20 protein-coding genes are annotated in these 17,058 nt (G+C 60.2%); all 20 read left to right on the top strand.

The window, feature by feature from the left end; all coding sequences use genetic code 11:
• The 20 genes from cheY (at position 1) to AB5Y98_RS04985 (ending at position 16,984) form a co-directional block, all read left to right on the top strand.
• Complete coding sequence (cheY, locus tag AB5Y98_RS05080) at positions 1 to 384, top strand: chemotaxis response regulator CheY (protein ID WP_010634617.1); 384 nt, start codon at positions 1 to 3, stop codon at positions 382 to 384.
• A 12-nt stretch (positions 385 to 396) separates the two neighbouring features.
• A complete protein-coding gene (locus AB5Y98_RS05075) occupies positions 397 to 1,137 on the top strand; it encodes a protein phosphatase CheZ (RefSeq protein WP_005298816.1) in 741 nt (246 codons plus the stop codon).
• 11 nt (positions 1,138 to 1,148) lie between these two features.
• Positions 1,149 to 3,341, top strand: a complete 2,193-nt coding sequence (locus tag AB5Y98_RS05070; RefSeq protein WP_368231457.1) for a chemotaxis protein CheA — start codon at positions 1,149 to 1,151, stop codon at positions 3,339 to 3,341.
• A 32-nt stretch (positions 3,342 to 3,373) separates the two neighbouring features.
• The gene (locus tag AB5Y98_RS05065; protein ID WP_017766599.1) at positions 3,374 to 4,483 is read left to right on the top strand and encodes a chemotaxis response regulator protein-glutamate methylesterase; all 1,110 of its coding nucleotides are present in this window, start codon (positions 3,374 to 3,376) and stop codon (positions 4,481 to 4,483) included.
• 2 nt (positions 4,484 to 4,485) lie between these two features.
• Positions 4,486 to 5,223, top strand: coding sequence for a flagellar motor protein (locus tag AB5Y98_RS05060; RefSeq protein WP_211051345.1), 738 nt, complete (start codon positions 4,486 to 4,488; stop codon positions 5,221 to 5,223).
• A gap of 2 nt (positions 5,224 to 5,225) precedes the next feature.
• On the top strand, positions 5,226 to 6,149 hold the full coding sequence (locus AB5Y98_RS05055) for a flagellar motor protein MotB (RefSeq protein WP_017785780.1): 924 nt from the start codon (positions 5,226 to 5,228) through the stop codon (positions 6,147 to 6,149).
• Positions 6,150 to 6,153: 4 nt separating this feature from the next.
• Positions 6,154 to 6,948 (top strand): ParA family protein, encoded by a 795-nt coding sequence (locus AB5Y98_RS05050; RefSeq protein WP_005298826.1) that lies wholly within the window; start codon positions 6,154 to 6,156, stop codon positions 6,946 to 6,948.
• Positions 6,945 to 7,814 (top strand): chemotaxis protein CheW, encoded by an 870-nt coding sequence (locus AB5Y98_RS05045; RefSeq protein WP_368231456.1) that lies wholly within the window; start codon positions 6,945 to 6,947, stop codon positions 7,812 to 7,814. Before AB5Y98_RS05050 ends, AB5Y98_RS05045 begins: the two co-directional genes overlap by 4 nt.
• Positions 7,815 to 7,883: 69 nt before the next feature.
• Positions 7,884 to 8,372, top strand: a complete 489-nt coding sequence (locus AB5Y98_RS05040; protein WP_005298836.1) for a chemotaxis protein CheW — start codon at positions 7,884 to 7,886, stop codon at positions 8,370 to 8,372.
• An 18-nt stretch (positions 8,373 to 8,390) separates the two neighbouring features.
• Positions 8,391 to 8,777, top strand: coding sequence for a DUF2802 domain-containing protein (locus AB5Y98_RS05035; protein WP_010634610.1), 387 nt, complete (start codon positions 8,391 to 8,393; stop codon positions 8,775 to 8,777).
• 163 nt (positions 8,778 to 8,940) lie between these two features.
• Positions 8,941 to 9,576 (top strand): cytochrome c biogenesis heme-transporting ATPase CcmA, encoded by a 636-nt coding sequence (ccmA, locus tag AB5Y98_RS05030; RefSeq protein WP_042050384.1) that lies wholly within the window; start codon positions 8,941 to 8,943, stop codon positions 9,574 to 9,576.
• 5 nt (positions 9,577 to 9,581) lie between these two features.
• On the top strand, positions 9,582 to 10,250 hold the full coding sequence (ccmB, locus tag AB5Y98_RS05025) for a heme exporter protein CcmB (protein ID WP_010634609.1): 669 nt from the start codon (positions 9,582 to 9,584) through the stop codon (positions 10,248 to 10,250).
• 163 nt (positions 10,251 to 10,413) lie between these two features.
• Positions 10,414 to 11,154, top strand: coding sequence for a heme ABC transporter permease (locus AB5Y98_RS05020; RefSeq protein WP_005298843.1), 741 nt, complete (start codon positions 10,414 to 10,416; stop codon positions 11,152 to 11,154).
• A gap of 2 nt (positions 11,155 to 11,156) precedes the next feature.
• The gene (gene ccmD / locus AB5Y98_RS05015; RefSeq protein WP_005298845.1) at positions 11,157 to 11,363 is read left to right on the top strand and encodes a heme exporter protein CcmD; all 207 of its coding nucleotides are present in this window, start codon (positions 11,157 to 11,159) and stop codon (positions 11,361 to 11,363) included.
• Positions 11,360 to 11,851 carry a cytochrome c maturation protein CcmE gene (ccmE, locus tag AB5Y98_RS05010; RefSeq protein ID WP_005298847.1) on the top strand — a complete coding sequence of 164 codons (492 nt, stop codon included), beginning with the start codon at positions 11,360 to 11,362 and terminating at the stop codon, positions 11,849 to 11,851. The genes ccmD and ccmE overlap by 4 nt, the downstream gene beginning before the upstream one ends.
• Complete coding sequence (locus AB5Y98_RS05005) at positions 11,848 to 13,803, top strand: heme lyase CcmF/NrfE family subunit (RefSeq protein ID WP_005298849.1); 1,956 nt, start codon at positions 11,848 to 11,850, stop codon at positions 13,801 to 13,803. Before ccmE ends, AB5Y98_RS05005 begins: the two co-directional genes overlap by 4 nt.
• Positions 13,800 to 14,330 (top strand): DsbE family thiol:disulfide interchange protein, encoded by a 531-nt coding sequence (locus AB5Y98_RS05000; RefSeq protein ID WP_010634605.1) that lies wholly within the window; start codon positions 13,800 to 13,802, stop codon positions 14,328 to 14,330. Before AB5Y98_RS05005 ends, AB5Y98_RS05000 begins: the two co-directional genes overlap by 4 nt.
• An 11-nt stretch (positions 14,331 to 14,341) precedes the next feature.
• Positions 14,342 to 14,821: a cytochrome c-type biogenesis protein gene (locus AB5Y98_RS04995; RefSeq protein WP_005298856.1), complete on the top strand. Its 480-nt coding sequence runs from the start codon at positions 14,342 to 14,344 to the stop codon at positions 14,819 to 14,821.
• On the top strand, positions 14,818 to 16,092 hold the full coding sequence (gene ccmI, locus AB5Y98_RS04990; RefSeq protein ID WP_368231455.1) for a c-type cytochrome biogenesis protein CcmI: 1,275 nt from the start codon (positions 14,818 to 14,820) through the stop codon (positions 16,090 to 16,092). The genes AB5Y98_RS04995 and ccmI overlap by 4 nt, the downstream gene beginning before the upstream one ends.
• 79 nt (positions 16,093 to 16,171) lie before the next feature.
• Positions 16,172 to 16,984, top strand: a complete 813-nt coding sequence (locus AB5Y98_RS04985; protein ID WP_005298859.1) for a VacJ family lipoprotein — start codon at positions 16,172 to 16,174, stop codon at positions 16,982 to 16,984.
• The last annotated feature ends 74 nt before the right edge of the window (positions 16,985 to 17,058 follow it).

The raw sequence follows: 17,058 nt of genomic DNA, 5'->3' as shown, positions 1-17,058 counted from the left end.
TTGGACAAGAACATGAAAATCCTCATTGTTGACGATTTTTCAACGATGCGCCGGATTATCAAGAACTTGCTGCGTGACTTGGGATTCAACAACACCCACGAAGCAGACGATGGCAACACGGCCTTGCCAATGTTGAAAAATGGCGATTTTCAATTTGTCGTGACCGACTGGAACATGCCTGGCATGCAAGGCATCGACTTGCTCAAGGCTATTCGCGTCGATGACAAGCTCAAACACCTGCCGGTACTGATGGTGACTGCCGAAGCCAAGCGCGAGCAGATCATTGAAGCCGCCCAGGCAGGCGTCAATGGTTATATCGTCAAGCCTTTCACTGCTGCAACGCTCAAAGAGAAACTCGACAAAATCTTTGAACGAATCGGCTAAGGAGCAGCAGGGATGAAGGCCAAAACGAGTGCAATGATTTCGCTCGATCAGGCAAGGATGCTTGTTGCCCATCTTGAGCAAGGTGAATTCGAACAGGCCGACACTCTCATCGCCGATGCGTGTGCGCCCAATGCGGCGGCCCTGTTTGACAAAGTGGGTCAATTGACCCGACAACTGCATGATTCCCTACAAGATTTTCGGCTGGATCCCAGGATCCCCGATCTGGCCACCCATGAAATTCCCGATGCGCGGGAGCGCCTCAGCTATGTCATCGACATGACGGACAAGGCTGCCAATCGCACCATGGATGCGGTGGAAGCCAGTCTGCCCATTGCCGATCGGTTAAATGACAACATTCAACTCGTTCTGCCCAACTGGAATGCCCTGATGAGCAGAGACATGAGTGTTGGGCAATTCAAGTCTTTGTGTCACCAACTGGATGATTTTATTAAGGCTTCTGAATCTGATGCCGATAAATTACGGCAACTGCTGACAGAAATCCTGATGGCGCAAGATTTTCAGGATTTGACCGGCCAAATGATCCGCAAGGTCATCAAGTTGGTCCAGGAAGTTGAAACTAAATTAATAGAAATGCTGACTATGTTTGGTGAGGCATCTGCCGAGCATTCTTCTCGCAGCCTTCCTGTAAGCGGGATTGAAGCCGAAGGCCCCATCATGAACCCTGAGACTCGTTCCGATGTGGTCAATGGTCAGGATGATGTGGACGATCTGCTGTCTAGCCTGGGATTTTAATGGAGTGACGCATGGCCTTCGAAGTTGATGAAGACATACTGCAAGACTTTTTGGTCGAAGCATCCGAAATATTGGAACAGTTGTCTGAACAACTGGTCGACTTGGAAAAGCGACCCGATGACAAGAATCTGTTGAATGCCATATTTCGCGGCTTCCATACCGTCAAGGGCGGCGCCGGTTTTCTCTCGCTGACCGAACTGGTGGACGTCTGCCACGGTGCCGAGAACGTGTTCGACATCTTGCGCAACGGCAAGCGGACCGTGACCGCCGAGTTGATGGACGTGATCCTGCAGGCCCTGGATGCCATCAATGTGATGTTCGCCCAGGTGCAGAATCGCGAACCGCCTAGCCCTGCGTCCGCCGAAATCCTTCATGATCTACACGAGCTCTGCAAACCCGAAGGGGAAGAGCAGCTATTGACTGCCTCTGCAGGCAGCAGTGCTCCGGTGGAGGCTGCCGCTCCCGTGGTTGAAGAGGTGGCGGTGATTGCCGAGCCGGAGCCTGCGGCCGTGCCGGAACCCGCGCAGGAGGCCTCCGTGGTCAGCGGTGGTGGTTCCATCGATGAGATCTCGGCCGATGAGTTTGAACGCCTGCTTGACGAGTTGCATGGCGTCGGTGGCGCACCTACCGCAGCGGCCAGCCCTGCTGCGCCGAGTTCCGGCGACATCACAGATGACGAATTTGAAGCCTTGCTTGACCAGCTCCATGGCCAGGGTCAGCACGGTGGCGCTCCCGAAGTCAATCCGCTGAAATCGGTACAGAAAGAGGTGGACGAGCTGATCGATGACGATGAGTTCGAACGTCTGCTGGATGAACTGCACGGTCGAGGTCAGAGTCCGCAGAGCAGCATGTCAGCCCCGGCGGTGCCCCAGACTCCAGCGCCAGCAGCACCGGTTACTCCGGCGCCGGCAGCCAAACCGGCTCCTGCGCCTGTTGCGGCCAAGCCAGCCGCCGCGCCGGCAGCGGCAAAACCGGCTCCTGCCCCGGCGCCATCCAAGCAGGCTGCGCCAGCGCCCGCCGACAGTGCGGTGCAAAGCGACACTACGGTACGGGTGGATACCAAGACGCTGGACGTCATCATGAACATGGTGGGTGAGCTGGTGCTGGTACGAAACCGTCTGGTGAGCCTCGGCATCGCCAGCAACGATGAAGACATGTCAAAAGCCGTTGCCAACCTGGATGTGGTGACGGCGGATCTGCAAGGCGCGGTGATGAAGACCCGCATGCAGCCTATCAAGAAAGTATTTGGTCGCTTCCCACGGGTGGTACGGGATCTGGCCCGTACCCTCAAGAAAGAGATCGAGCTGGTAATGGTCGGTGAAGAGACCGATCTCGACAAGAACCTGGTGGAGGCCCTTGCCGACCCGCTGGTTCACCTGGTGCGCAACTCTTGCGACCACGGCGTCGAGATGCCGGATGTTCGCGAGAAGGCGGGCAAGCCACGGCAAGGCACCATTACCCTGAGCGCGTCCCAGCAGGGCGATCATATCCTGCTCTGTATCGAGGATGATGGTGCGGGGATGGATCCCGAGAAGCTCAAGTCCATCGCCATCAGCCGCGGTGTGCTGGATGCCGATACTGCGGCCCGCATGAGCGACAACGATGCCTACAACCTGATCTTTGCTCCCGGCTTCTCGACCAAGTCAGAGATCTCCGATATCTCCGGCCGTGGCGTCGGGATGGATGTGGTGAAGACCAGCATCGTCAGCCTGAATGGCTCGGTGCATATCGATTCGACCTGGGGCAAGGGCACCCGTCTCGAGATCAAGGTGCCGCTGACCCTGGCGATCCTGCCGACCCTGATGGTGGAAGTGGGCGAGCAGACGTTCGCGCTGCCGCTGGGCTGTGTGAACGAGATATTCCATCTGGATCTGAAAAAGGCCAACATGGTGGATGGACAGCTCACCATCATAGTGCGCGAGAAGGCCATCCCGTTGTTCTATCTGCACAACTGGCTGGTCAGAGGCAAAAACCGAAAATCGCGTCAGGACACGGGCCACGTGGTGATTGTCCAGATTGGTACCCAGCAGATCGGTTTTGTCGTGGACAATCTGATCGGTCAGGAAGAGGTGGTGATCAAGCCGCTGGACAGCCTGTTGCAGGGGACTCCCGGCATGGCCGGTGCGACCATCACCAGCGATGGCGGTATTGCGCTCATTCTGGATGTGCCGAGTCTGCTCAAGGCGTACGCCCGTAGACATTGATACCCCAGGCTCAAGGAGTTAGAAGAATAACAATGGCAATCAAGGTATTAGTTGTCGACGATTCAAGCTTCTTCCGTCGTCGGGTCAGCGAGATCATCACTCAGGATCCCATGCTGACGGTCATCGACACGGCCCAAAATGGGCGGGAAGCGGTAGAAAAGGCACAGCAGTTGCGTCCTGACGTGATCACCATGGACATAGAGATGCCAGTGATGGATGGCATCAGCGCCGTGCGTGAGATCATGGCCAAGTGCCCCACGCCGATCCTGATGTTCTCTTCTTTGACCCACGAAGGGGCCAAAGCCACGCTCGATGCGCTCGATGCAGGGGCGCTCGACTTTCTGCCCAAGAAATTCGAAGACATTGCCCGTGACAAGGATGAAGCCGTCCGTCTGCTGCAGCAGCGGGTCAAGGAGATTTCACGCAAGCGCTTCCTGATGTCTGCACCGGCACGCCCGAAGGCGCCCGAGCCTGTGGCCAGGACACCTCTGAATGCGCCACGTCCGGCAGAGCGTCAGGCCGAGCCGCAGCGTGCTGCTCCGGTGGCCGCATTCAAGCGTAGCGGCAAGAGTTATCAGCTGGTGGCCATTGGTACTTCTACCGGCGGCCCGGTCGCCCTGCAGAATGTGCTGACCAAGCTGCCCGGCGATTTCCCGCATCCGATCCTGCTTATCCAGCACATGCCGGCAACCTTCACCGCGGCCTTTGCCGCACGCCTCAATGGCCTGTGCCAGATAGGTGTCAAGGAAGCGGAAGACGGCGATGTGCTCAAGCCCGGTCACGCTTACCTGGCCCCCGGTGGCAAACAGATGCTGCTGGAAGGCCGTGGTGCCGGTGCCCGAATCCGCATTGTCGATGGCAATGACAAGGTCAACTACAAGCCGTGCGTCGACATTACCTTCGCCTCTGCCGCCAAGACCTATGCCGACAAGGTGCTTGCCATCGTGTTGACCGGGATGGGGGCGGACGGTCGGGATGGTGCGCGTCTGCTCAAGGAGCAGGGCTCCACCATCTGGGCTCAGGATGAAGCGTCCTGCGTGGTTTATGGCATGCCGCAGGCGGTTGCCAAAGCCGGTATTGCCACTGAATCGCTGCCGCTGGATCGAGTCGCACAACGTATCCTGGTTGAGCTGGGTCGCTAACGATGGGCATGTTTGGCCTGATCCTGGCACTGGGAGCCATTGCCATTGCCCAATTGTGGCATGGCGGCAACCTGTTGACCCTGCTCGATGGACCCGCGTTTGTCATCGTGGTGGGGGGAACCTGGGGGGCGGTCATTTTGCAGACGCCGCGCAAGTTCCTGCTGGAAGCGCTCAGGCAGACCCGCTGGATGGTGGTGCCGCCAGACTGGGATCTGGTCGCTCAGGCCGAGAGATTGCAATCCTGGGCTATCTTTGCACGCCAGCAAGGGTTGCTGGCGCTGGAGAATCAGGCCGAGCAGGAGAGTGACGAATTTACCCGTCATGGCCTCACCATGATAGTGGACGGGGTTTCGGTAGACGACATTCGCATGTTGCTGGAAGCGGATATCGATATCGAGCAGGAGCGCAACGAGCACTCAGCCAGGGTCTTCGAGGCCATGGGGGGGTACAGTCCGACCATCGGCATCATAGGTGCCGTCATCGGGCTGATCCAGGCGATGTTTCATCTGGAGGAGCCCGCCGCTCTCGGTGCCGGCATTGCCGTCGCCTTCGTTGCCACCATTTACGGGGTCGGCTTTGCCAACCTGCTCTACCTGCCGATTGCCAATCGCCTGCGTGCTTTTCACTATCATTACGCCCTGTTTCAGGAGATGACGCTGGAAGGCCTGATGGCCATCGCCCATGGTGAGAATGGCCCTCAGGTTGAACGGCGGTTGAAGGCTTATCTGAAGGGAGAGTAGCCATGCGCAAGCGCTATCGTTTGCATCTGCAAGGTCGGGAACACCTCGATCGCTGGCTGGTTTCCTACGCCGACTACATGACGCTGATCTTCGCCCTGTTCGTGGTGCTCTACTCGGTGGCACTGGTCAACAAGGACAAGTATCGCGCCGTCATCGACGGCATGACCCAGGCATTCAATGTGATGCAGCCCCGCAGCGATGGCTTGCTGGAGGGGCAGGGCAAGTCGCTGCTGAACAATGAAGTGTCCGCCGCAACCTCTGTGCTGGAAAGTGCCAAGGCCCGTTCACCCTCGCAGGCTCCTATTTCTGGTGTTCCCATTCTGCAAGATGGTATGACTCTTGCGAAGATAGATTCGCAACTGCAGGAGAACATGGGGTCTCTGGTGGATGCAGGGGTAGTCAAGTTGACACAGGATGACAACTGGCTGACCGTGGAGCTGAGTTCCGGCTTGCTGTTTGGCAGTGGCAGTGCGTTTATGAGCTCCAATGCAGATCCGGTGCTCAATACTCTTTCAAGTATCCTGAAACCGGTCGATAACTATGTGAGAGTGCGGGGTTACACGGATAACCAGCAGATAAATAATGAAATTTTTCGCTCCAACTGGACGTTGTCGGCAGCAAGGGCGGAGGCCGTACTCACTGCCCTGATCGCCAAGGGGATAGCCCCGCAGCGACTTGCCTACGAGGCGTACGGGGAGTTCTCTCCCTTCTCGGACAACAGTACCGAGCAGGGGCGTTTACAGAATCGCAAGGTGGTGGTCGCTATCTCCAAGTTCGCCTGGGTACCACCTCCGAACCCGGCTCCTCCCGTTCAGCCAGTGACGGAGGAGCCGGTCCCGGCAGTTCAGCAGGCAGTCGAGGCAGGAGAGGTCAAGGTGATCTCGCTGCCAGGTGGTGGCATACGCATAACAACGAGGCAGGATTGATACAGTGATTGTTTGGACGGTTGCCAACCAAAAAGGTGGGGTCGGTAAAACCACCACGGTGGTCTCGTTGGCCGGTATTCTGGCTCAGCGTGGTCAGCGGGTGCTGTTGATCGACACCGACCCTCATGCTTCCCTGACCTCATATCTCGACTTTGACTCCGATCGGCTGGATGGCACCCTCTATGAGCTGTTCCAGGCGGTCAAGCCCACGGCGGAGCTCGTCAATAAACTGACGCTGCGTACCAAGTTTGAAAACATCCACCTGCTGCCCGCTTCCATTACCCTGGCCACACTGGATCGGGTGATGGGCAATCGGGAAGGGATGGGGCTGGTGCTCAAGCGGGCACTGCTGCGCATCCAGGATCAATACGACTATGTGCTGATCGACTGCCCGCCCGTGCTGGGGGTCATGATGGTGAATGCGCTGGCGGCCTGTGACCGGATCCTGGTGCCGGTGCAGACCGAGTTCCTGGCGCTCAAGGGGTTGGAGCGGATGATGAAGACTTTCGAGATCATGCAGCGCTCCAAGCGGGAGAAGTTCCGCTATACCGTCATTCCCACCATGTTTGACAAGCGAACCCGCGCCTCGCTGATGACCCTGCAGTCCATCAAGGAGCAGCACGGGAGCGCGGTCTGGAATGCCGTCATACCCATAGATACCAAGTTTCGGGATGCCAGTTTGCTTCACATTCCCCCCTCCATCTATTCGCCGAGCAGCCGCGGCACCTACGCCTATGAGACGCTGCTCAACTATCTTGATGCGCAAGAGCGCCAGCGTGCTCATGAGGTGACATCATGAGAGATACCACCCAAGTCCGGGCCATGGATGACTACTTCCACTCCCTGCTGCTGGAGGATGCCCTGCTGCTGGATGCCGACGAGTCTGACTCCGCGCCCGTCATCCAGCTGCAACGCAAGCCCCAGCCGGTTGCCGAGAAAGTGGCCCAGCCCTATCTGGAGGCGGATCAGCGGCTGGAACAGTTGAGTGAACTGCTGGCCCAGGTCGGTCAGGTACAATATGAAATCGACGCCCTGAGCCATGAAGAGATGATCACTGAACCGCTGCAGATCGAGGCCGAAGATGCCTTGCTGCCGGTTGAGCCGGTCTGGCCCGAGGAGATGCCCGAGCCGGTGGCGGCGGATCCCGCGACTCTGGTGGTGACGGAGACCGAGGTGGCGCTGGCGCCACAGGAGGAAGTTGCCCCCTCCACCTGGGAAAACATCGATACCGGCAAGGAGTTTCAGGCCCTGTTCTTTGAAGTGGCCGGCGTCACCTTTGCGGTGCCGTTGACCGAGCTTGGCGGTATTCATCAGCTGGGAGAGGTGTCATCCCTTTTTGGCCAGCCCGGCTGGTACAAGGGGATCATGACGTCCCGCGAGCAGAAGATGAACGTGGTGGACACGGCACAGTGGGTCATGCCGGGCCAGCATCTGGAAATAGATGACTACAAGTATCTGATCATGTTGGGTGAATCCCCCTGGGGACTGGCCTGCCATCATCTGAAGGGAACCGAGTTATTGCACCGTGATCAGGTCAAATGGCGCCATCAGGAGGGCAAACGTCCCTGGCTGGCCGGCATGGTCAAGGAGAAGATGTGTGCCCTGCTGCACGTGAAGGAATTGCTCCTGTTGCTGGAGCGCGGGGTCAACATAGAAGGTCGCTGATAACTTCTGCACTCGGGCTGTTTTATTGCTAGTTTTACCAGTAGACGTTTTCATAAAAGGAATAAAAACATGACAGAAAAGCGCAATATTGCACAGAATCTGGCCGAAGACGAAGTGCTGCAATGGGTCACCTTCCAGCTGGAAAATGAAACCTACGGCATCAACGTGATGCAGGTGCAGGAGGTGCTGCGCTACACCGAGATCGCCCCTGTGCCGGGTGCCCCCGAATACGTGCTGGGCATCATCAACCTGCGCGGCAACGTGGTGACCGTCATCGACACCCGTTCCCGCTTCGGTCTGCCTTCTGGCGATGTGAGTGAAAACTCGCGCATCGTCATCATCGAGGCGGAGAAGCAGGTGATCGGCATCATGGTCGACAGCGTGGCCGAGGTGGTCTATCTGCGTTCGTCCGAGATCGATGCGGCCCCGGCCGTGGGTACCGAAGAGAGCGCCAAGTTCATTCAGGGGGTCAGCAATCGCGATGGCCAACTGCTGATCCTGGTCGATCTGAACAAGCTGCTCTCCGATGAAGAGTGGGAAGATATCGGTTCCCTCTGATAGGAAGATGATGTGTTGATGATTGAAATTGCCGCCTTGGGGGTGTCCTTGCTGGCGTTGGCGCTGGCCCTGTACGGGGTGTTAGGCAGCCGACGTGGCCAGCGAGAGTCCGAGGCCAGGGTGGAGCTGCTGCAGGGTCAGCTCGAGAGTCTGCGCAAGCAGATGATGGAGCTGCATACCGGAGCCATCGGCATGGGCCAGCGTCTGCAATCCGTCGAAGGGGCCATGCAGCAGGTCAATGACCGCCAGCAGGAGCTGACCCTGCAGGATCCGGAACGCCGCCTGTACAGCCGGGCCGCCAAGATGGTGGAGCTCGGTGCCGACCTCGATGAGGTCATGAATGAGTGTGAATTGCCAAAGGCCGAGGCTGAATTGTTGATTTCATTGCGAAAAGGCCGCTCATGATCGATCGGGAAGGCGTCTGCCTTCCTGATTTTCCCGCCCCGCTTTGCGGCTCTCCAAGGCGGGATCTCCCCCACAAATCCTGCTGATAATTGGCATCTTTGAAAAGACGCTTCCCGATACTGTGTTAATATGCAGGCCGCTTCTTTTCACTGATTACATCCTCATGCTGCTTCAAATTCACAACCTGAGCTGCGTGCGTGAAGATCGCACTCTGTTTGAACATCTCTCCTTTGCGGTGGCTCCCGGTGATCTGGTGCAAATTGAAGGTCCCAACGGCGTGGGCAAGACCAGCCTGCTGCGCCTGCTGACCGGCCTGTCTCAGCCTTTTGCCGGTGAAGTGTGCTGGAATGGCGAGAATATTCGCCATTGCCGCGACGAATATCACGCCAATCTGCTCTATCTCGGTCATCAGCCAGGCGTCAAGGCTGCCCTGACACCGCTTGAAAACCTCGCCTTCTACCAGAAACTGCACCATGCGGCCGATACCAGCGTGGACCTGTGGCGGGTGCTGGCCCAGGTCGGTCTGGCCGGCTTTGAAGACAACCCCACCGGTCAGCTCTCCGCCGGTCAGCAACGCCGCGTCGCGCTGGCCCGTCTGTGGCTCAGCGACAAGCCGGCACTCTGGATCCTGGATGAGCCGTTCACCGCCATCGACAAGCAGGGGGTGAAGGTGCTGGAGCGGCTGTTCCTGACCCATGCCGAGCGGGGGGGCATGGTGATCCTCACCACCCATCAGGACATGACCCTGATGCAGGGACGGCTGAAGACCCTCTCTCTCACGCCCTTGCTGCAGGAGTAGTTCTGATGTTGCGCGCCGTAATGCACCTGATCCACCGTGAGCTGCTGATGGCCCTGCGCCAGCGCTCCGACATCCTCAACCCGCTCTGGTTCTTTCTCATCGTCATCACCCTGTTTCCGCTGGGGATCGGCCCCGAGCCCAAGCTGCTGGCCCGCATCGCCCCCGGCATCATCTGGGTGGCGGCCCTGCTGGCGGCCATGCTCTCCCTGGAGCGGCTGTTTCGCGACGACTTCGGCGATGGCGCGCTGGAGCAGATGATGTTGATGCCCCATCCGCTGGGCTTGCTGGCGCTGGCCAAAGTGATCGCTCACTGGTTGCTGACCGGCTTGCCGCTGTTGCTCATCTCCCCGCTGCTCGCCATCCTGCTGTCGCTGGACATGGACACCTATCTGGCGGTGGTCGCCACCCTGGCGCTGGGCACACCCGTGCTGAGCCTGCTCGGGGCGATCGGGGTGGCCCTCACCGTGGGTCTGCGCAAAGGGGGAGTGTTGCTCAGTCTGCTGATCCTGCCGCTCTATATTCCGGTACTGATTTTTGCCACCTCCGCCATCGATGCGGCGGGGATGGGGCTGCCCTATTCGGGGCAGCTGGCGATTCTGGGGGCCATGCTGGCCGGTGCGCTCACCCTGACCCCGTTGGCGGTCTCGGCGGCGCTGCGGGTCAGCGTGAATTGATGAAAGCGTCTGAAAAAGTGGCCATGGAAGGGCCGTTATAAAAAATATAATTGAGATAGATCAAGAGGATGGCTGCTTATTGCTTTCGGGGGATGTGATGTTTTCCGGCAGTGGGTAAGGTAGGCCTCGCCACGATATTAATAACAGAAAGGTTTTGTGAGCTATGTGGAAATGGTTGCACCCTTACGCTAAACCCGAGCGCGCTTACCAGCTGGCAGGGACCTTGCTGCCCTGGTTTGCCGTGACCAGCCTGCTGGCATTCATCATCGGCACCCTCTGGGGGTTGGCGTTCGCCCCTGCCGATTACCAGCAGGGTGACTCCTTCCGGATCATCTACATCCATGTTCCCGCCGCCATTCTCTCCATGGGGGCCTACTCCACCATGGCGGTCGCGGCCTTTATCGGTCTGGTGTGGCAGCTGCGGATGGCCGACATGACGGTGGCCGCCATCGCGCCGGTCGGCGCCGTGTTTACCTTCATCGCGCTGTTTACCGGCGCCGCCTGGGGCAAACCCATGTGGGGCACCTGGTGGGTGTGGGATGCGCGGCTCACCTCGGAGCTGATCCTGCTGTTCCTCTACCTGGGGGTCATCGCCCTCTACAACGCCTTCAGCGACAAGGTGCTGGCTGGCCGGGCCGCCGGCATCCTGGCACTGGTGGGGGTGATCAACCTGCCCATCATTCACTACTCGGTGGAGTGGTGGAACACCCTGCATCAGGGCGCCACCATCACCAAGTTTGACAAGCCCTCCATCTCCCCCGAGATGCTGTGGCCGCTGCTCATCATGATCCTGGCCTTTGCCGCCTTCCTCGGGGCTCTCTCCCTGATGCGTTTTCGAAATGAGCTCTTGATGCGGGAGTGGCACCGCCCCTGGGTCAAAGAGATAGCCGAACAGGAGAAGTAAGCATGCACTTTGCCTCATTCAGTGACTTTCTGGCGATGGGCGGTTACGCCTTCTACGTCTGGCTCTCCTTCGGTCTGACCCTGCTCTGCCTGGTCGGCATCGTCATTTCCACCCGTATGAAAACCCGCAGCCTGCTCGGCGAATTGCGCAGCAAGCAGGCGCGCGAGGCTCGTCGCAAGGCGGCCCAGCAGATGGAGAACACCCTATGAACCCGAGACGCAAAAAACGCCTCACCATCATCCTGGCGATCAGTGCCGGCCTCGCCGCCGTGATCGGCCTGGTGCTCTATGCCCTCAGCCAGAACATCGATCTCTTCTATACCCCGAGCGAGCTGGTGGAGGGCAAGGGACCGGACAAGATCAAGCCGGAAGAGGGGCAGCGCCTGCGCATTGGGGGTCTGGTGGTGCCGGGTTCGGTGCAGCGGGATCCCCAGAGCCTCAAGGTGGCCTTCAAGTTGGTGGACAACGGCGGGCATCTGGTGACCGTCGAGTTTGACGGCATCCTGCCGGATCTGTTCCGCGAGGGGCAGGGCATCGTCGCCCAGGGCACCCTCAAGGATGCCACCACGGTCGCCGCCTTCGAGGTGCTGGCCAAGCACGATGAGAACTACATGCCGCCGGAAGTGGCCGATGCCACCAACGGCATGCACTTCAAGCCGGAATATACCGACGCGCAGTTGAAGGGGAGCAAGCAATGATCCCGGAATTAGGACAGTTCTCGCTGATCCTGGCGTTTGCCACCGCGCTGCTGCTGGGCAGCTATCCGCTGCTCGGGGCCAAATGGGGGCGCCTTGGTATGATGTCGGCGGCTCGTCCGCTCGCCTATGCCCAGTTTTTGCTGTTGCTGCTGTCGTTCCTCTGCCTGACCTGGGCCTTCATCGACAACGACTTCACCGTGCAGTACGTGGCCACCAACTCCAACAGTCTGCTGCCGCTGGCCTATCGCATCTCCGCGGTATGGGGGGCCCATGAAGGTTCCCTGCTGCTGTGGGTGCTGACGTTGGGGGGCTGGACCGCGGCGGTCGCCATGTTCAGCCGCCGCCTGCCGCTCGACGCGGTGGCGCGGGTGCTCGGGGTGCTCGGCCTCATCTCGGTCGGTTTCACCGCCTTCGTGCTGTTTACCTCCGACCCCTTCACCCGCACCTTGCCCTACTTCCCGGTGGATGGGCGCGATCTCAACCCGCTGCTGCAGGACCCGGGTCTCATCTTCCACCCGCCCATGCTCTACATGGGCTATGTGGGCTTCTCGGTGGCGTTTGCTTTCGCCATCGCGTCCCTGATGACCGGCCGGCTCGATGCCACCTGGGCGCGCTGGTCCCGTCCCTGGACCATGGCCGCCTGGGTCTTCCTCACTCTGGGTATCGTGCTGGGCTCCTGGTGGGCCTATTACGAGCTCGGCTGGGGCGGCTGGTGGTTCTGGGATCCGGTGGAAAACGCCTCCTTCATGCCCTGGCTGGCCGGCACCGCCCTGCTGCACTCGCTGGCAGTCAGTGAAAAACGCGCCACCTTCAAGGCCTGGACCGTGCTGCTGGCGCTCTCGGCCTTCTCCCTGAGCCTGCTGGGTACCTTTCTGGTGCGCTCCGGCGTGCTGGTCTCGGTGCATGCGTTTGCCTCCGACCCGACCCGCGGCCTGTTCATTCTGGGCTTCCTGCTGGCGGTGATAGGTTCATCCTTGCTGCTGTTCGCCTTCAAGGGCTCCCAGGTGAGAAGCCATGGCAAGCACGAACTGTGGAGCCGCGAGACCCTGCTGCTTGGCAACAACATCATGCTGGTGGCGGGCCTGCTGACCGTGCTGCTCGGCACCTTGCTGCCGCTGGTGCACAAGGAGCTGGGGCTTGGCAGCATCTCCATCGGCACCCCCTTCTTCAACCACATCTACAGCTGGCTGATCATCCCCTTTGCCCTGTTGCTGGGGGTTGGCCCGCTGTTTCGCTGGCGTCGTCAGGAGCTGGGCGAGCTCAAGGGCAAGGTGGTCCTGGCGCTCCTGCTGAGCCTGGCCGCCGCCATCCTGCTGCCGCTGCTGCTGGCCGAGGAGTTCAAGCCCTGGGCTGCGCTCGGTATCGGGCTTGGCGCCTGGATCATCGTCACCAGCGTGCAGGAGACCTGGGCGCGCGCCACCCACAAGCACAGCTTTGCCGTCGGCGTGCGGCGCCTTGGCAACAGCCACTGGGCCATGATCCTGGGCCACGTGGGTCTCGCGGTGAGCATCATCGGCATCGCCTGCACCCAGAACTACAGCATCGAGAAGGACTTGCGCATGCAGGCCGGCGATCGGGTCCATTTTGCCGATTATGAGTTCGTCTTTACCGGTATCAAGGAGAAGAACGGCCCCAACTACGACGGTTTCAAGGGCGTGCTGGAAGTGCACAAGGATGGCAAGCAGGTGGCTCTGCTCAAGCCGGAGAAGCGCATGTACAAGGTGACCCGGATGCCGATGACCGAGGCGGCCATCGATGCCGGCTTTACCCGTGACCTCTATGCGGCCCTTGGCGAGCAGCTCGACAACGGCGCCTGGGCGGTGCGGATATACTACAAACCCTTCGTGCGCTGGATCTGGTTCGGCGGCGTCTTCATGGCCATTGGCGGCGTGCTGGCGATGCTGGACAAGCGCTACCGTTTCGGTCGTCGTGAAGAGGAGGCCAAGGCATGAGCAAGAAGACCTGGTTGTTTCTGATCCCCTTCATCGTCTTTCTGCTGGGAGCCGTGTTTCTGTTCAAGGGGCTCTATTCCGATCCCACCAAGCTCGAGTCCGTGATGGTGGGCAAGGAGGTGCCCGTGTTCACCCTGCAGGATATCTATGACCTCAATAAGCAGCATGACAGGAGCATCCTCAAGGGGCGTCCCATGCTGCTCAACGTCTGGGCCACCTGGTGCCCGACCTGCTACGGGGAGCACACCTACCTCAAGGAGCTGGCGGGGCAGGGGATCTATATTGTCGGCATGAACTACAAGGATGAGCGGGCCAAGGCCATCAACTGGCTGGCGGAGCTCGGCAATCCCTATCAGATCAATCTGTATGATCCCGACGGCATGCTGGGGCTGGATCTGGGGGTTTACGGCGCGCCGGAGACCTTCTTCATCGACAGTCAGGGCATCATCCGCTATCGCCACGTGGGTGACGTCAACCCCGAGGTGTGGGCATCGACCCTCAAACCCATCTATGACGCCATGAAGTGAGGGAGAACCCGATGAGAATCTTGATTGCATCCCTGCTGCTGCTGGCGGGACTGGGCGGGGCGGGCCAGGCGCTGGCCGCCATCGATGTCTACACCTTCGACAACGACGCTCAGGAGCAGACCTTTCGTGAACTGACCAAGGAGCTGCGCTGCCCCAAGTGCCAGAACCAGGACATCGCCGACTCCAATGCGGGCCTGGCCAAGGACCTGCGTGACAAGACCTACCAGATGGTGCGCGAGGGCAAGGAGAAGCAGGAGGTGGTGGACTACATGGTGGCCCGCTACGGCAACTTCATCCTGTACAACCCGCCGCTGATGGCCTCCACCCTGATCCTCTGGCTGGGGCCGCTGCTGGTGATCGTGGTGGGCATAGTCCTGGTGGTGGTGCGCAGTCGCCGTCGTCCCGCGGCAGCTACGCCGGCGGATAGCGCCCTGAGCGCGGAGGAGCAGCGTCGTCTGGCTGCCCTGCTCAAAGAGGAAGAGAAACAATGACCGCATTTTGGATAGTGATCGCGGCCCTGCTGGTGCTGGTGAGCCTGGCACTGGTGTTGCCCCTGTGGCGGGGAGAGGGCCGCCAGAGCATCAGCCGCTCGGCCCTCAACAAACAGCTCTATCGTCAGCGTCTGCTGGAGATCGGCGAAGAGCGCGAACAGGGGGTGCTGGCGGAAGAGCAGGACACCCTGGTCGAGTTGCAGCGCAGCCTGCTGGACGACATCCCCGACGTGGAGCAGACCGCCCGTGGCGGCAAGAGTCTGATCTGGATCCCGGGTGTGCTGGTGCTGCTGGTGGTGAGCCTGGGGCTCTACTACAAGCTCGGCGCCTGGCAGGAGGTCAGCCGCTGGCAGGACGCCAGCAGCCGGTTGGGCGAGCTCAGCAACCGCATCCTGGTGGAGCGCAATGCCGAGGTCACCGAGCAGGATCTGCTGGACTTCACCCTGGCCCTGCGTACCCGCCTGAAAGAGGAACCGAACGATTACCGCGGCTGGCTGCTGCTGGGCCGACTGTCGCTGGATGGCAATGATCCCGATATGGCCCGCGAGGCGCTGGAGCGGGCCTACGCTCTGGCACCGCAGAAGGGGATGGTGGCGGTGCCCTATGCCCAGGCGCTGATGATGACAGGGAATGACGCGCAGGCCGATCAGCTGCTGCGGGGAGCCATCGCCCAGGATCCGGCCAATATCGAGGCGCGCTCCGTCTACGCCTTCATGGCCCTGCAAAAAGAGGACTTCAAGACCGCCCTGCAACGCTGGCGCGAGATGCTGCCGCTGATGGAGAAGGGCTCGACCCGCTACACCATGGTGGAGCGCTCCATCGACTATGCCGAGCAGCAGTTGAAGAAACGCGGCATGGCCAGTGCGGCCGTGCCGGCAGAGGCGAGCGGACAGGGCACCGCCTCCGCCCAGGTGCTGGAAGTGAAGGCCGGCGAGTTCCCGCTCAAGGTGACGCTGGCCGATGGCATTGAACTGCCGGAAGATGCCCATCTGTTCGTGTTTGCGGTGATCCCCAACGGGCCGCCCATGCCCATCGCGGTCAAGCGCATCCCGGGCCCGCACTTCCCGGTGATGCTGTCGCTGGGTGACGGCGATGCCATGATGGAGGGCAACAAGCTGGCCGCCTATCCCGAGCTGCAGTTCAAGGCGCGCCTCTCCCGTGGCGGCAACGTCATGAACAAGGAAGGGGCGTTCGAAGGGGCCTCGGTCCCGGTCGCCACCGGCTCAATTCCTTCAGCGCCGATTGACATCCGCATCGATCACGCCCTCTAATACGCCTCTGGCCCGGCCCTCGATGGGGCCGGGCTGCCTATAATTCAGATTAATCACAATAAAAAGCTAGGACTTCCATATGCATGTGCGTGTAGGGGCATTGACGGTGGCCTTGTTGCTGGGTGGCTGTGCTGGCGGCCCGCCCAAGCCGGGCCCCGAGAGCCTTGACCTCAAGGAGACGCCGAGCCGGCCCGAAGCGACCAGCACGGCCAGTGACAGCCGCGACCCGTTTCAGGGTGCCAACCGGGCCATGTGGGCCGTCAACTACGATGTGCTGGAGCCCTACGTGGCTCGCCCCGTGGTGCACGGCTACGCCCGCTACGTTCCGCAGGGAATGAAGGATGGCATCGAGAATCTGGTGGAGAACTTCAACGAACCGAGCAGCATGGTCAACCACCTGCTGACCGGCGACTTGAAGGGGGCGGGTACCAACCTGGGCCGCTTCACCCTCAACACCACTGTGGGTCTGCTGGGTATCTTCGACGTGGCCAAGCATGCGGGCCTCGAGCGCAACAAGCTGGAGCTCTCTACCGTGCTCGGGCGCATGGACATAGGCGAGGGGGCCTACGTCATGGTGCCTGTCTATGGCCCCACCACCACCCGCGAGATAGTGGGGGATACCATAGACGTGCTCTACTTCCCTTACTCGCTGCTGACTTTCCCGCTGAAAGCGGTGCACTGGGCGCTGAATGGTCTGGGTACCCGTTCCAAGCTGATCGATCAGGAGCGGATCATCGACAACGCGCTCGATCCTTACGCCCTGACCAAGGACTTCTATCTGCAGTACAACCAGAACAAGGTGACCGGTCGTCAGACCGAGCTCAAGCAAGAGCAGCAGGAGAAGCAAGACGACAGCAATCTGGATGACTATCTGGACGAGATTGACCAGTGATGCCTGTGCATCCCGGCTCGAATGACAAAGGCGCCTGCGGGCGCCTTTTTACTGGGCTGGCTGCCCTCGCGCCC

Source organism: Aeromonas sp. s3 (genome assembly GCF_040907805.1).
In the GTDB taxonomy this organism is placed as follows: Bacteria; Pseudomonadota; Gammaproteobacteria; order Enterobacterales; family Aeromonadaceae; genus Aeromonas; species Aeromonas dhakensis.
The sequence above is the reverse complement of the archived record's forward strand: the minus strand, read 5'-3'. Positions and strand labels throughout refer to the sequence as shown.

What these genes read in the sequence shown, in the direction of transcription:
- AB5Y98_RS05075 (WP_005298816.1), top strand. Translation starts at nt 397, where the DNA reads ATGAAGGCCAAAACGAGTGCAATGATTTCGCTCGATCAGGCAAGGATG.
- AB5Y98_RS05070 (WP_368231457.1), top strand. Translation starts at nt 1,149, where the DNA reads ATGGCCTTCGAAGTTGATGAAGACATACTGCAAGACTTTTTGGTCGAA.
- AB5Y98_RS05065 (WP_017766599.1), top strand. Translation starts at nt 3,374, where the DNA reads ATGGCAATCAAGGTATTAGTTGTCGACGATTCAAGCTTCTTCCGTCGT.
- AB5Y98_RS05060 (WP_211051345.1), top strand. Translation starts at nt 4,486, where the DNA reads ATGGGCATGTTTGGCCTGATCCTGGCACTGGGAGCCATTGCCATTGCC.
- AB5Y98_RS05055 (WP_017785780.1), top strand. Translation starts at nt 5,226, where the DNA reads ATGCGCAAGCGCTATCGTTTGCATCTGCAAGGTCGGGAACACCTCGAT.
- AB5Y98_RS05045 (WP_368231456.1), top strand. Translation starts at nt 6,945, where the DNA reads ATGAGAGATACCACCCAAGTCCGGGCCATGGATGACTACTTCCACTCC.
- AB5Y98_RS05040 (WP_005298836.1), top strand. Translation starts at nt 7,884, where the DNA reads ATGACAGAAAAGCGCAATATTGCACAGAATCTGGCCGAAGACGAAGTG.
- AB5Y98_RS05035 (WP_010634610.1), top strand. Translation starts at nt 8,391, where the DNA reads ATGATTGAAATTGCCGCCTTGGGGGTGTCCTTGCTGGCGTTGGCGCTG.
- ccmA (WP_042050384.1), top strand. Translation starts at nt 8,941, where the DNA reads ATGCTGCTTCAAATTCACAACCTGAGCTGCGTGCGTGAAGATCGCACT.
- ccmB (WP_010634609.1), top strand. Translation starts at nt 9,582, where the DNA reads ATGTTGCGCGCCGTAATGCACCTGATCCACCGTGAGCTGCTGATGGCC.
- AB5Y98_RS05020 (WP_005298843.1), top strand. Translation starts at nt 10,414, where the DNA reads ATGTGGAAATGGTTGCACCCTTACGCTAAACCCGAGCGCGCTTACCAG.
- ccmD (WP_005298845.1), top strand. Translation starts at nt 11,157, where the DNA reads ATGCACTTTGCCTCATTCAGTGACTTTCTGGCGATGGGCGGTTACGCC.
- ccmE (WP_005298847.1), top strand. Translation starts at nt 11,360, where the DNA reads ATGAACCCGAGACGCAAAAAACGCCTCACCATCATCCTGGCGATCAGT.
- AB5Y98_RS05005 (WP_005298849.1), top strand. Translation starts at nt 11,848, where the DNA reads ATGATCCCGGAATTAGGACAGTTCTCGCTGATCCTGGCGTTTGCCACC.
- AB5Y98_RS05000 (WP_010634605.1), top strand. Translation starts at nt 13,800, where the DNA reads ATGAGCAAGAAGACCTGGTTGTTTCTGATCCCCTTCATCGTCTTTCTG.
- AB5Y98_RS04995 (WP_005298856.1), top strand. Translation starts at nt 14,342, where the DNA reads ATGAGAATCTTGATTGCATCCCTGCTGCTGCTGGCGGGACTGGGCGGG.
- ccmI (WP_368231455.1), top strand. Translation starts at nt 14,818, where the DNA reads ATGACCGCATTTTGGATAGTGATCGCGGCCCTGCTGGTGCTGGTGAGC.
- AB5Y98_RS04985 (WP_005298859.1), top strand. Translation starts at nt 16,172, where the DNA reads ATGCATGTGCGTGTAGGGGCATTGACGGTGGCCTTGTTGCTGGGTGGC.